Annotated in this window: 11 protein-coding genes; 2 read left to right on the forward strand and 9 right to left on the reverse strand. The window is 59.2% G+C overall.

The genetic code is table 11. The features are described from left to right. The 9 genes from J7400_RS02335 to J7400_RS02375 form a co-directional block, all read right to left on the reverse strand. Positions 1 to 1521 (reverse strand): FGGY family carbohydrate kinase, encoded by a 1521-nt coding sequence (locus tag J7400_RS02335; protein WP_209058560.1) that lies wholly within the window; start codon positions 1519 to 1521, stop codon positions 1 to 3. Positions 1522 to 1643: 122 nt separating this feature from the next. After that, entirely contained in the window at positions 1644 to 2768 is a 1125-nt protein-coding gene (locus J7400_RS02340) for a glycosyltransferase family 4 protein (RefSeq protein WP_209058562.1), read from the reverse strand. Beyond that, a complete protein-coding gene (locus tag J7400_RS02345; RefSeq protein ID WP_209058564.1) occupies positions 2765 to 3913 on the reverse strand; it encodes an LptF/LptG family permease in 1149 nt (382 codons plus the stop codon). Before J7400_RS02345 ends, J7400_RS02340 begins: the two co-directional genes overlap by 4 nt. Then, positions 3910 to 5046, reverse strand: coding sequence for an LptF/LptG family permease (locus J7400_RS02350; protein WP_209058566.1), 1137 nt, complete (start codon positions 5044 to 5046; stop codon positions 3910 to 3912). The genes J7400_RS02345 and J7400_RS02350 overlap by 4 nt, the downstream gene beginning before the upstream one ends. Positions 5047 to 5086: 40 nt before the next feature. Continuing rightward, positions 5087 to 5965, reverse strand: coding sequence for a phosphatidate cytidylyltransferase (locus tag J7400_RS02355; protein WP_209058568.1), 879 nt, complete (start codon positions 5963 to 5965; stop codon positions 5087 to 5089). Beyond that, entirely contained in the window at positions 5962 to 6759 is a 798-nt protein-coding gene (locus tag J7400_RS02360) for an SDR family oxidoreductase (protein WP_209058570.1), read from the reverse strand. The genes J7400_RS02355 and J7400_RS02360 overlap by 4 nt, the downstream gene beginning before the upstream one ends. Beyond that, on the reverse strand, positions 6759 to 7868 hold the full coding sequence (locus J7400_RS02365; protein WP_209058571.1) for an inositol-3-phosphate synthase: 1110 nt from the start codon (positions 7866 to 7868) through the stop codon (positions 6759 to 6761). The genes J7400_RS02360 and J7400_RS02365 overlap by 1 nt, the downstream gene beginning before the upstream one ends. After that, positions 7865 to 8533 (reverse strand): DUF4833 domain-containing protein, encoded by a 669-nt coding sequence (locus tag J7400_RS02370; RefSeq protein ID WP_209058572.1) that lies wholly within the window; start codon positions 8531 to 8533, stop codon positions 7865 to 7867. Before J7400_RS02370 ends, J7400_RS02365 begins: the two co-directional genes overlap by 4 nt. Positions 8534 to 8537: 4 nt before the next feature. Beyond that, a complete protein-coding gene (locus J7400_RS02375) occupies positions 8538 to 9764 on the reverse strand; it encodes an aminotransferase class I/II-fold pyridoxal phosphate-dependent enzyme (RefSeq protein ID WP_209058573.1) in 1227 nt (408 codons plus the stop codon). A 311-nt stretch (positions 9765 to 10075) separates the two neighbouring features. Between J7400_RS02375 and J7400_RS02380 the strand changes: the two genes are divergently transcribed. Both J7400_RS02380 and J7400_RS02385 read left to right on the forward strand, forming a co-directional pair. Then, entirely contained in the window at positions 10076 to 11854 is a 1779-nt protein-coding gene (locus J7400_RS02380; RefSeq protein ID WP_209058575.1) for an ABC transporter ATP-binding protein, read from the forward strand. Further along, the gene (locus tag J7400_RS02385; RefSeq protein ID WP_209058577.1) at positions 11847 to 13751 is read left to right on the forward strand and encodes an ABC transporter substrate-binding protein; all 1905 of its coding nucleotides are present in this window, start codon (positions 11847 to 11849) and stop codon (positions 13749 to 13751) included. Before J7400_RS02380 ends, J7400_RS02385 begins: the two co-directional genes overlap by 8 nt. Positions 13752 to 13753 lie beyond the last annotated feature (2 nt).

Raw genomic sequence — 13753 nt, forward strand, 5'->3', positions numbered from 1 at the left:
TCAGGTGTAGCTGCGGATGAGGCGGCGGCGGATTTTGTCCAATTTCTCGGCGCGCGCGGCCAGGGCGTCTGCGCGATCCGGGTTTGGCGAGTAGAAAGCTGAGCTGCGCAATTTGAGTGTGGCAGCGGCATCGGTCACCGTAGGTGCCCAGCCCATAGATGGCGCCGCCAGCGTGGCCGTGCCCAACATGCCGGCGTGGCGTGCGCTGCACACGCGGATGTCGCGGTTTAGCGCGTCGGCGAGTGTCTGGGCAAAAATCGGGTTGGCGGCCACACCGCCCACAATGGACAGCGCCCCGGAAGTTTGAACACCTTTTTCGCGCTGCACCTTGGACATGGCCCACCGCAGGTTCAGCGCAACACCCTCGATGGCGGCGCGGCGCATCGCGGCGCTGTCGTGGTGCAGGCTGAGCCCGTGGAAAGTGCCGCGCAGGCTGTCATTGTCGACCGGCACGCGCTCTCCGGCGAGCCAAGGCAGGAAGAAAGGATCGTCGGCTTGTGGCGCTCCGATGTCATCAAAGCCGGTATCAACCGCGCCGCCGCCGGTGACGCCGCAGACCCAATCAAGGGCGGAGCCTGCGTTTTCTTGACTGGCGATCAACAGAGGGCGGAAGTCGAGGCCGGTTGTTACTGTGGCGTAGGAATGCGGCACGCTCAGGCGGCGGTTGGGGAAGAAGCCTGCGATCCAGGCCGATGTGGCGATGGAAATATGCAGAGCGCCATCCGCAACTTCGCCAGATCCAAGAGCTGAGGCCATCACATCAGATGTGCCGCCAAGCACCTGTACCTCCGGTGGCAAGCCGAGTTCTGCCGCGGCCTGCGCGGTGAGCGGACCCACAACGGCATCTGCTTGGGTGATCGGGGCGAGCTTGCTGCGATCGATGCCAGTGAGCGCGCAGAGCGTATCGGACCAGCCTTCACGGCCTTGTCGGGTGTCCATCACCCAGCTCAGGTTGGCGCTTTCGGGGCTGGTGGTGAACTCGCCTGTGGCACGATGGATGAGCCAGTCTTTTACGTCCAGCATCCAACGGGTGCGGGCGTAAATTTCCGGTTCCTGTTGCATGACCCAGAGCATTTTTGCGGTGGGGTCCATGCCGTTTTTGGCGGGAGCACCATTGGCGATGCGCAGCCATTTTGCCAGTCGCGGGATGTTGTAGCCAAGCACCTCGGGGAAGCCACCGATGAGTTTTTGACCCAAAGGGGCTGCGCGTTTGTCGAGCCATGTGAGGCATGGGCGCAGCGGGGTGCCATTCACATCACAGCAAATCAGGCCGAGAAGCTGGGAGGAAAACACAAGCGCTGACGCGCGTTTGGAGAGATCAGGCACGTCACGCCGAAGAGCGGCGAGTGCATGCGCAAGAGCGCCCCACCAATCTTCAGGCGTTTGTTCTGCCACTCCACCGGAGGCCAACGAGAGCGGATAGGTTTCTGTAACGCGTGCGAGCACGGTGAGGGAGCTATCCACCACACCGACTTTTACGCCGGAGGTGCCGAAATCTGCCGAAATAACCAGATCGCCCATAGTCGCTCTCACATGCCTCAAAGTCTTTTAACCTGTGTTGTCCCAGTCGTCTCAGAAGACTTCGTCGAAGGGACGGGAATGGGTCTGTCATGCTCCGGAATACTTGGCAAGTTCAGGTTGCGTTAGCGGCGCTGTCGCATGGCGACTTGGAGGAGCGTGATGTAATCTTGCCCGACGGTCGCGACGTCAAAACGATGTGCGTGGTCTGTTGCCCAGCTCTGAAGTGTCGTGCGCTTGGGGGCATCGGTGGCCAGTGTCTTGATCTTATCAGCGAGCGCTTGGGCATCTCCGGGTGGCACAAGAAGATCTTTGCCCCGGCCGGTCATAACGGTGCGGAAGCCTTCGTTGTCCGCGGCGACAGGGAGCGCGCCAGCGGCCATGGCCTCAATCAACACAAGTCCAAAGCTCTCTCCGTGCAAGGCAGGTGCTGCGAAGATATCTGCGCTGGCGATCAGGGCGCGGGCCTCGGCATTGTTGGGGGCAGGTTGGAACGACAAGTTGTGCAGGTGGTGCCGTTGCGCATAGGCGCGCAGGCTGTCTTCTTCATCTCCGGCGCCGGCGATGATCAACTCAGCATTGGGCAGTTGGTTTTGCAGTTCCCGCCAGGCCTGAAGCAGGACGGAAACACCTTTGCGTGCTTCAAGGCGGCCCATGTAGACAACCCGAAATGTTTCAGAGGGTTTGGTTGCCTTTGCTGCTGCGCGCCAAGAAGAGAGATCTATGGCGGGTGGCAAGATCAACGGCAGTGGGTTTGCTTTGTCGGCTTTCCATTGCGCGTAAGGAGCCTCGGACGGCACAACGATGCGGTTGATCCGGCGGTTGAAATAACGTCCCACACGCCGCAGCGCCCAAGACATGGGGTCAAAGCTCTCACTCTCCGGCAGGGTTGCATGGAACGTGGCGATGGCGGGCAGCTTCAGTGCGCGCCAAATCTGCCATGGTAGCAGCGGAGTCCAAGGGGTGTGCATGTGCACGACCTCCGCGCCCCAGCCCCGCAGCTCTGCAACAGCCTGTGCGCGTTGGAGGCGGGTGGCGCGGCTGACCTCAAAGGCGGTGCCATGGATTGCGAAGGGCCGGGCGGTGCCAACTGTCATCAGGCCTTCTTCCGCATGATTTGGTTGGCCGGGTGGGGCGACAATGCGCACCTCATGGCCTTGGCTGCGCAACCAAGCCGAAAGGTCGCGCACGTGGGATTGCACCCCGCCGGGGCGGTCCATCGCGTAGGGGGTGAGCTGCACAATTTTCACGATGCGACCTTAGGGGAGTTCTTGAAACGGATTGTGGGTAAGTAACCGGCGAGCCGAAGTTGCAGGACGATAGCGAGACCAAGTGCGAAGGCGGCGGGCAGAGAGGCAGCAAGCATTGGGTGCAAAACACCGTGAATGCCGAGCGCCCAGAAGACTTTGACGGAAACCACGGAGAGATAGCCCACGGCGGCCAGCGCCAGAAGCAGGAAAGGGGACAGGCGGCGCCCGACCGCGCCCTGACCGGCCAAGCTTACGCCAAGAAAGGCGAAGATCACGGGCAGAAAAATCGCAACTTTGCGCACCGCAAGAGCGGTTGCGGCATCAGAGGCCGCCGCGCTTTCTGGTGCTGAAGCGATGGCGCGCAGGGAGGCGTTGGGGAGATAGTAGGCGTCTACCCCGAACCAGCGGACGGTTTCGGGGTCCAGTTCAAAGGGCATATCAAGGCGCGGTTCCAATTTGGGGGTAGCGGCGTTTTTGACGTCCCAGTAAGTGACCTGCTCAAAGGTCCATATACCTTCGCGAAAGCTGGGGTGCGCAGCGTTGGCGTGAAGAACATGGCTGAGTTGCGGCTCTGATAATCCCTCAAACAGCATCACGTCGCTCAGATGGGCGGCGTCGCCCCGGGTGAACGTGGCCCGCAGCGCGCGATTGTCCGCGACCACCCATTGGGTGCCCAACTCATTGTTGTGGTAACGCTTGCCATAGTCGCCAAGATTGGCGGCCACCTGTCGGGACACCGCTTCTGGGCGCAGCCAGTTTTCTCCGGCCATTTGAACAAGACCCAGCAGCAGGCCGGAAATCAACAGCGCAGAAATCCGGAAACTTGGTCCAGCACCGGAGGCTGCGAGGATCACATCGTCCTGTCGTTGGTGGCGCAGCAGTGTTACGACAAAGCCGCCTGCAAGGCATGCCATGGTGAGCAGACGGGTGATGATGTCGACGCTGCGATAGCCAATATAGGGAAACAGGACCGACCAAAGTGGGGCATCAGTGGCTGCGGCCTGCGTCTGAACAGAGCCAAGCCATTTCGCGAGATCAATGGCCAAGGCCACCACAAGCAGGGTGAACATCATGAAGCCGATGGCAGCGAGATCCCCGCGCACCATGGCGCGTACCGCAAGCCCTGTGTGCCGGTGCCCAATCATCGGCGCACCTCCGGTTTCATGAGGGCTTCTCCCTGCCAAATCAGATAGGCCAGCGGTGGCCCCAGATAGAGCAGGGCGGCGGCGGCACAGATCAGAATTGTAGGCAGGCTGGATGCGAGCCCAGAGAGGATCGCGCCGCTGGCGACATCGCTGCTCATCATGATGAGCGCGGCCAGAGGTAGGGCGGCAAAACGCAGTGGGCCGCCCCCTCCCGCCACCAGTGCCGCCAAGGCCAGCAGTCCGGCCATGGGTACCATAAGCGCGCGCGACAGCAGGCGGGTGATCTGGCCGGTTTCGCTGTCTGAAAGGCTGAGAAGCCGTTCAGCCGCGCTGCGTTCGGTGTCGGTTTCCGGCAGCGCATCGGACATGGAGAATGCAAAATCCGCGGATTTGGTGGCGAAGCTGTTGAGCGGCCTGGGTGTCAGATCTGGTGACGGGTAGAGGCCTTCAAGCACGTTGAGCTGTTGCAGCTGGATTTTATGGGTGTCGGAGACTTCGGGGTCGGTGACATGCCAGTTTTCTGAATTTGCTGCACGCCAACCTCCGTTGATATCGGGCTGAAACACAAACAGATGGCCCCGTTCTTCGGCGCGCTCAGACGATGTGTTTGGCGGGGTGGCAATAAAGGTTGTGTCACGCAGGGTTTGCAGGGTGGTTTCGTTGCCGCCTTCCTGAATGCGCGTGAGGACAAACTCCTTTTGCAGCTCAATCAGCGCCAGCCGCTCGCCAAATTTGGCGCTGGGCAGGATCAGACCTGCGTTGGCAAAGCTGAGCGCGCCGCCGATGAGGCCAAAGGCTAGCACAAAACTCACCACCCGCCCCCAATGCACACCGGCGGTTGCAAGGATCATCAATTCGCCCCGGTTGCGGGCATCCTGCGTGGCAAAATACGTGGCGATTAGCAGGCTCATGGCAAGCGCGAGGTCGATGATTTCCGGAACCTTGAAGCCCAGAAGATGTGCCACATCCACAGGACCGCCACCGAGGCGCAGGGCGTGTTCCATCAATGTGGTGAAGCTCTCGGCAAGAAAGATCGCCTCGATCACGAGCAACAGAAGCAAAAGCCGCAAAAAAAGCGGTTTGCCCAGCACACGCAGCACCGGAAGGCGCAGGAAGGTTCCCAATCGGCTCATGGGCGGAGTGTCACCATGTGTCGCGCCGCTGGCAAGACGCTCACCACAATGCGCTGAGGAACTGGACCGCCACAAGGCCAGCGCTCGCGGCAATCCAGCTGTCCAGACTGTCCAGAAGTCCGCCTTGGCGCGCAAGGACGCGGGGATAGTCCTTTACACCGGCAATGCGCTTGTGGCGTGAGGCGGTGAGGTCTCCTGCCACGGCGAGGGCGCCGACGAAAAGTGCGGTGGCGGCGGCTTTGAGCGGGGAAAAGCCCCAGATCGTCGCGGCTACGACAAGTGCGATCACAAGCGCCATTGCGCCACCTGCGAGGCCCTCGATGGTTTTGTTGGGGCTGAGGATCGGGAAGGCTTTGGTGCGCCCCAGTAGGCTGCCGATCAGGAGGGCGAAACTGTCAAAAATCTCAACCAGAACGTAGGCAGCCAACATGAGCGCGGTGAGTTCTGGGTGTGCTGCGCCATAGGCCAGCAGAGCCATGGGCAGTATGGGAAATAGAAGCACGTCGACTGCGGCATTGGGCGAAGTTGGACGGGCTGCCAGTTGTCGGGCGAACAGCAGGAACCATAGGCCAGCGCATGCGATCGCCACCGGTGTGAACAGCGCGCTGATCACGGTGAGACCAGCGGCAGCAAGAGCCGCCAAAATCACGTGTGTTTCTTTTGCAAGGCGCAACGTGGCGACCTCGTAGCCGATCCGGGCGGCGGCGAGTGTCAGCCCCGCGATCAGAGCCTGCGGCCCCAGAAGGAAGAGCGCGAGCAGACAGATGAGGATGAGGGTGGCACTCAGCAGAGTGACGACAAGGTCGAGGCTTTTGCGGCGGATGTTTGGGATCAATGCCAGCAAAAGCAGCATGACAAATCCCGCGCCGATGATGACCGCTGCGGCCATGGCAATGTCTTGGACAGTGGGCATGGTCATTGGTTGCCGTGTTGGGAAATGATGCGTTTTTGGTGCCAGCGCAGAAGCGGAGCAATCAGGCTGCCAAGGCGGTTGAGCGCGGCCATCTGAAAGCCCGGTGCAACCGTGGCGTGGCCCGCTTTCATCCCCGCAATGAGGCGCGCGGCGATGTCTTCAGGTTGCCAGAGGCCACCTCCTTCGGTGATTTTCTGGGTGGCCATGGGCTTGGTGCGTTTCTCTTCGTTCAGCTGAGGCGTGTCGGTGTCTGGCGGATAGATCACCGTGGTGGTGATATCGGCAGCCGCCAGTTCGAGATGCAAAATCTCCGCCAATCCGCGCAGGGCAAATTTGGACGGAGCGTAGGCACCATAGCCATAGATGCCAAAGAATGCCGCGCCGGAGGAGATCAGCCCGATGTGTCCGCCACCCACGTCCTGCATCGGTTTGGTCAACGCTTGAACAAAAGTGAGCGTGCCAAAATAGTTCACGTCCATATGCCTGCGGTGGAGGTCTGCGCTTTGCGCGTGAAAAAGCCCCGGCTGGGCGATGCCCGCACTGGCGATGGCCATTTCGGGAGCACCCAGCTTGAGGACAGCATCGGAAAGCGCCTCTGTCAGCGCGACTTCATTGGCGACGTCGACGGCATAGGTTTCCACTTTGATGTTGGGCGCTGCCTGCAGCAGGGCGTCGCGCGCTGCCAGCAATCGGCTGGCATCACGCGCAAACAGCGCGAGGTCATGCCCCTTCACCGCAAGCTGCATCGCCGCGGCAAACCCGATGCCGCTGGAGCCGCCTGTAATGAAGGCGGCACGCATCAGCTGGCCTCGTCGACGAACCGCAACACGACGTCATGCGCGTCGGTGTCTTCGATCTGCTCCGGCGGATGCTTGAACAGGAAGGCGCTGGCTTCGGTGATGGGGCCGGACAGGCCGCGATCACGTGCAATGCGTGCCAGACGGATCGCCACCAGCGCTTCGGCGGCGGCGTTCGGGCTGTCTTCCACATCGAGACGCACTTCGATGTTGGTGCGCGCGCCCCCAAAGAGGCGGCCTTCGAGGCGCACGTAGGCAACTTTGCGGTCGTTCAGCCATGGCACATAATCTGATGGGCCGATGCGGATGTCATTTTCGTGCAGGCGCTCTTCCATCGCGGATTGCACCGCCTCGGTCTTGCTTTCACGCTTGTTGGCCAGACGAGCGTTCTCGCTCATGTTCAGGAAGTCGGTGTTGCCACCTACGTTGAGCTGATAGGTGCGATCGATTTCAACACCGCGCATTTCTGCCAGATTGGCAAGCGTACGGTGCAGTACGGTTGCGCCCATCTGCGCTTTGAAATCATCGCCCAGGATCGGGATGCCTGCAGCGCGGAATTTGTCCGCCCATACCGGATGAGACGCAATAAAGACCGGGATGCCGTTCACAACGGCCACGCCTGCTGCAAGCGCGCACTCTACATAGAACTCCACCGCTTTCTGAGAGCCGACGGGGAGGAAGATGATCATGATTTCCGCTTCAAGCTCGTTCAGCTTGGCGACGATCTCTTCCTTGCTGAGTGCGCCCTCTGCGGACAGGCGGAAGCTGCGATCTTCCGGGTTAGCGAGCATGTGAGCGGCCACACCATCGAGATTGGGGCCGCGCAGGACCGGGCCGGTCTGCTCCGCCAGATCGGTGTGAAACTGTTCGGTGCAGTTGGGAGCTGCAAAAGCCGCTTCGCCGAGCGTTTTGCCAACCTTGCGGCTGTCCACGTCAAAGCCAGCGACCAGTTCAACATCCGCAGGTGTATAGCCCGCTAGGTCCGGGAAGCTCACGCCAACGGCTTCATCGCCAAGAGCGCGGCAGTAGGAAACACCTTGGATCAGCGAGCTGGCACAGTTGCCAACACCAACAATCACTGTGCGGATCGGAGAAGAAGGGGATTTTGTCATTCGTTGAAAGCTCCACCGGAAACGGCAATAGTGTGGGTCACATAGAGCCCCGTTTGGGGGTCGGTTGTATAAAGACGCAGACGGGTGACTTTGGGCAAGAGCCCACTTTCGTCAACATCGAGATAGCCATAAATCAGCTGATATTCGCGGCCGTCCTGTTCTGTAAACAGGGCCGCTTTGAAAGGTGCAATCTGGCGCAGTTCCAGCTTTTGAGACTTCAGCGCATTGAAGGCCAGAGTGCGCGATGTAGTTGAAGCGTGCGATTTCAGGCGCACGCCAAAACCAAACACGCGCTCATACCAGCGCAGCGCCATGGTCTGCCCCTCATCGGCATAGCGGCGCCAAAAGACGGACACTGGTGACTTTTCAATAAGGCTGCCCGCGTCGTCAAAACGCGCGCTGTAGACCACGGTGTTGGCGTTCATATTGCGTTGCAAAAAGAACAGCTGGCCGGGTTCATCAGGATGAGGGAAGTCCGGATTCGCTAATGGCAAGACGTCGCTTTGCTCAGAAGAGGTGAGCGCGAGTTGCGGCTTTGCCTTGGCCGCAGTTGCCTGCAGTGTCAGGCAGAACGCGGCAAAAAATGCCAACAACATCGCAAAGGTCGACCCGTTGCGATGCGTCAGGGAAGTGCCCTGAAAGCCCGTGTGAGCAGTCAGGTACATGGGATTATTCCGCGCTCATACGTTGCCGCAAAGCTGCGGCAGCCTCAGAAGCCTTCGCGACCGCATCGATCACACGATCCAGATCGGCTTCGCTGTGCGCGGCGGAGATGAAGAACCGGATGCGTGGCATGTCTTTGGGCACTCCCACATGCACGACGGGCGGCGCATAGATGCCCTGTTGCATCAGGGCTTCAGCGACAAAGACGCAATCTTCGGGCGTTTCAAACAGGATCGGGACAACGGCCTCACCGATGGCGGTGCCAGTGTCCAGGCCTGCTTCGGCCGCCTTGGTGAGGAAACGGCGCGAATTGGCGCGCAGTTTGGCAACGCGGCTTGGCTCATTCTTAAGGAGGTTGAGCGCTGCATGCGCGCTGGCAACCGTCGCCGGAGGCAGGCCTACGGAGTAGACAAAGCCTGGAAGGCAGAACCGCATCCACTCAATGACGTCGGCATTTGCGGCGATGAAACCGCCCGAGGATGCGAAGCTTTTGGACAATGTACCGATGGCGATTTCCACACGGTTGGGGTCTTCGCCGAAGTGTTCGCAAAGACCGCGACCGGTTTCACCGAGAACGCCATAGGAATGAGCTTCGTCCAGCAAAAGCCACGCGTCATAGGCGTCTTTCATATCCAGCAGACGGGGCAGGTCGGTGATGTCACCGTCCATGGAAAACAGCCCATCGGTGCAAATCAGCACACGCCCGTGCTCTGCGCGGTGTTCGCGCAGAATGCGCTCCAGATCATCCAGATCATTGTGCGCATAGGTCTCAAACCGTGCTTTTGTGCCGCGTGCGCCCATGATGATGGAATTGTGAGCAAGCTCATCGACAATCACGAGGTCGCGTGGGCCAAGCAGGAGGCCAATCACGGAGACATTGGTGAGGTAGCCCGAAATCACTGAAAGCACGCCGCCGACACCGAGGAATTCGGCCATGTCGTTTTCAAGCGCACGATGGGCGAGCCGTTCACCGCCTACAAGGCGGGAAGCGCCCACGCCTGTGCCCTGCGCATCAATGGCCTCTTTGGCAGCACCTGTCGTTTCCGGATGATGCATAAGGCCGAGGTAGTCATAGTGCGACATGGACAGGAAACCATGTGGCCATTGTTCTGCCTTTGCTTCCAGATCATCGGTCGGAACAAAATAGGGATGTCCGTTTTCGATCAATGCGCGGCCGCTCAGGCGAAAACGGCGTTCAGCAAAGGTGAGGAAGCTGGTGTTTTTGGTTTTCATCCAAGTCTCCGCAGCCTGCGCTGCGCTTATTTTTAGAATTCAAAAGTGATCCAACAACGCGGCCTCCGCGATGGGTTGGTCACGAAATTGCAATATGACCGCTTCGTGGCATCCGGTCCAGCACAATGCAAGGGCAGAATTCTTCGGGCGCATTGCTTTTGCGCTTGTGTGGCTTGGTGAACGCCATTTGGGCAGATCGTGAACAGAAGCTGATTCTAGATGCTTGCTCCGACAAGAATAATCATGTTCAGATGATCCGGAACACGCCGCCGCAAGGTGGATTAAAAAGAGCGTGGCAGGGGACTATTGCTTTGACAGCACTATTAACTGTGCGAAATCTTACAATTGGCTTTGAAAAAGCCAAACCTGTGGTGGATGATGTCAGTTTTTCAGTCGCCGCCGGAAAGACCCTCGCGCTGGTCGGAGAAAGTGGGTCAGGGAAAACCTTGAGCTGTCGCGCGGCTTTGCGGATTTTGCCTGCGGCGGCCCAATTGCGCGGTGGTCAGATCGAGTTTGCGGGACGTGGCGGAGATGCGCCGATCGACATCACCAAATTGAGCGAACGCAAGATGCGCAGCATTCGCGGCAATCGGATTTCGATGATTTTTCAGGAGCCGATGCGCTCGCTGTCCCCGCTGCACCGGATTGGCAACCAGGTGTCTGAAGCGCTGAAGCTGCATCATAATTTTGACGCAGCCAAGCGCAAGAAACTGGTTCTTGAGAAGTTTGAGCGCGTTGGCTTCCCAAGCCCTGAGCGCGTCTACAATTCCTATCCGTTTGAGCTCTCAGGTGGGATGCGCCAGCGTGCTATGATTGCGATGGCGATGGTTGGGCGGCCTGATCTGCTGATTGCGGACGAGCCGACAACCGCGCTTGATGTGACAACGCAGGCGCAGGTTTTGGGGTTGATCAAGGATCTTCAGGCTGAGACCGGCATGGGAGTGATTTTGGTGACCCATGACCTTGGCGTGGTGGCCAATATGGCGGACGACGTGGTTGTGATGAACCGTGGCCGCGTCATGGAGGCGGGGGCTGCGCCCCTGATCCTGCGCGATCCGCATCATCCTTACACGAAAGACTTGATGGCAGCGGCACCGGAAATTCCGGCCACGCCGGCAGATCGACCAGATGAGGAGGAACGCGACTACATCCTTGAGATGCGGGACGTGAACAAAACCTATGAGCTCAAAGCCTCCTCGCCTTGGGGTGCCAAATCCGTGGTGAATGCCGTGCGAGGTGTAGACTTCGGGGTCGAGCGCGGCAAAACACTGGCGGTAGTGGGTGAATCCGGATCCGGTAAAACCACATGTGCGCGCATGGCGCTTGGTGCGGAGCGAGCGGATAGCGGGGCCTCGATCCTGTTTCGCGCAGAGCCCGGCGCTGAGCCGGTCAACCTGCAGGATTTGAACCGGGCGGAGCGTCTGGCGTTTCAGCGCAAGGCTCAAATGGTGTTTCAGGACCCCTACAGCACGCTTAATCCGCGTATGCGGGTGAAAGATGCGCTTTGTGAACCTCTGGAGATTCACAACCTTGGATCTCCGTCAGAGCGTGTTGACCGTGCCGTGGAAATTCTGCGCTGGGTTGGGCTGAATGAAAACATGCTCACACGCTTTCCACATGCCTTCTCTGGTGGGCAACGCCAGCGTCTCTCAATTGCTCGGGCATTGATGCTTGGGCCGACGTTTCTGGTATGTGATGAGCCGACATCAGCACTGGATGTTTCTGTTCAGGAGCAGGTGCTGCGACTGCTTGAAGACATTCGGGACCGCCTCAACCTCAGCTACCTCTTTATCAGCCATGACCTTGCTGTTGTGGCGCGGATTGCAGATGAAGTCGCGGTAATGCGCGCAGGGCTTGTGGTCGAGCAAGGTCCGCCAGAGCAGCTCTTCTATAATCCGCAACATCCCTACACCAAGGCGCTCATTGCGGCTCAGCCTGAGCCGGATATTGCGCGCCCCATCAACCTCAAGATCGTGGCACAGGGGGCAGGCGCCCCTTCCAGTTGGCCCGATGCTTTCTGCTTTGACGGTGTGAATGCGCCGCCGTTGCGGGAGACCGAGCCAGGACACAAGGTGCGTTACCATGCCTAAAAGACCGTTCATTGCCTGCCTCTTTGCTGCCTGTTCCTTGCTGGGTGCTCAAACTGTCTCGGCGGTGGAGCTACAGGAAAGCGGCTTTTGGCAATCAGATGTTTCTGCCGGAAATTTGCCGCCAGTTGCAGAGCGTGTGCCAGAGGCGCCAAAGACCGTAGATCTGTCTCTGCGCAATCGGGAGTTTGGTAAGCAGGGTGGCACTTTGCGCACCATGGTTACGCGCTCCAAAGATGTGCGGCAAATGGTTGTGTACGGCTATGCGCGGCTTGTGGGCTACAACGAACGGTATGAATTGGTCCCCGATATTCTTGCGGGTCTAGACAATGAAGACGACAAAAAATTCACCATGCGCCTACGCCCCGGCCACAAGTGGTCGGACGGTCATCCGTTTACATCTGAGGACTTCCGCTACTGGTGGGAGGATGTAGCAAACAATCCGTTGCTGTCCCCCTCAGGCCCTGTCGATTTCCTGAGAGTTGAAGGAGAGCTGCCAAAGGTCAGTTTCCCCAATGCACATACGGTTATCTATGAGTGGAGCAAACCCAACCCGCAGTTTTTGCAGATGCTGGCCGAGGCGCGCCCGCCGTTCATCTACCGCCCTGCGCATTTCATGAAGCCGTTTCACGCGGACTACACGGATGAAGAAGAGCTGAGTGAGCGGCTTTATGAGGCGCGTGTGCGCAGCTGGGCCGCGCTGCACAATCGCCAGGACAATATGTATAAGTTCGACAATCCGGATCTGCCTACGCTGCAGCCTTGGATCCTGGCGACGAAAGACGGCAAAAGCCGGTTCCTGTTTGTCCGCAATCCCTTCTACCACCGGATTGACAGCAATGGGGTGCAATTGCCCTACATCGATGTTGTTGAAATGCAGGTGGTTGCGCCGGGTCTTGTTGCTGCGAAGGCAAATGCGGGCGAAGTGGATCTGCAGGCGCGTGGGCTGGACTTCAAAGACACGGCGATCCTGAAAAAGGGTGAGGCGCAAGGCAACTACAGCACCATGTTGTGGGGAAATGGCACGGCCAGTCAGATCGCGATCTATCCCAACCTGAACTACAACGACGAGGGCTGGCGGGAGACACTGCGTGATGTGCGGTTCCGTCGAGCGCTGTCTCTGGCAATCAATCGCAAGATCATCAACCGCGGCCTTTACTTTGGCTTGGCCAAACAGGGTGGCATGACGGTTCTGCCGGTGAGTCCTTTTTTTAAAGAGAAGAACCGCGACGCTTGGGCCATTCGTGATCTGGATCAAGCCAATGCCCTGCTGGATGAAATGGGCCTCGATAAGCGCACCAAAGAAGGATATCGCACGCTGCCCGATGGGCGCCCCGTATGGGTGGTGATCGAGACGGCAGGCGAGCGCCAGGAAGTTGAAAACGCGTTGCAGATTATCACCGACAATTGGGCGGAGATTGGCGTGAAGCTGATCATGCGCCCCTTGGAACGCGATATTTTGCGCAATCGGGTCTACGCCGGAGAAACCATGGCCTCCACTTGGTTTGGCTGGGACAACGGCCTGCCGCAGCCATACACATCACCGGGCTATCTGGCGCCGTGGGATCAGGCGTTTCTCTCTTGGCCGAAGTGGGGGCAATACCATCAGACGCATGGTGAAGTTGGAGAGGCCCCTGATCTTCCTGCCGCGATTGAACTGAACGATCTCGCGCATCAGTGGACACAGGCCTACACGTCGGTGGATCGCGCCGTGATCTGGCAGCGTATGGTGGACATTCACGCTGACAATGTTTTTGCGATTGGCCTGTTGAACGGCGCGCCGCAGCCGGTTGTGGTGTCCAATCGGTTGCACAATGTGCCGGAGAAAGCCATTTGGGCTTGGTCGCCCGGTGCTCATTTCGGGGTGCATCGCCCTGATGAATTCTTCTTTGCGGAATAGGA

This window comes from Shimia sp. R9_2 (assembly GCF_017743735.1).
Lineage (GTDB): Bacteria > Pseudomonadota > Alphaproteobacteria > Rhodobacterales > Rhodobacteraceae > Shimia.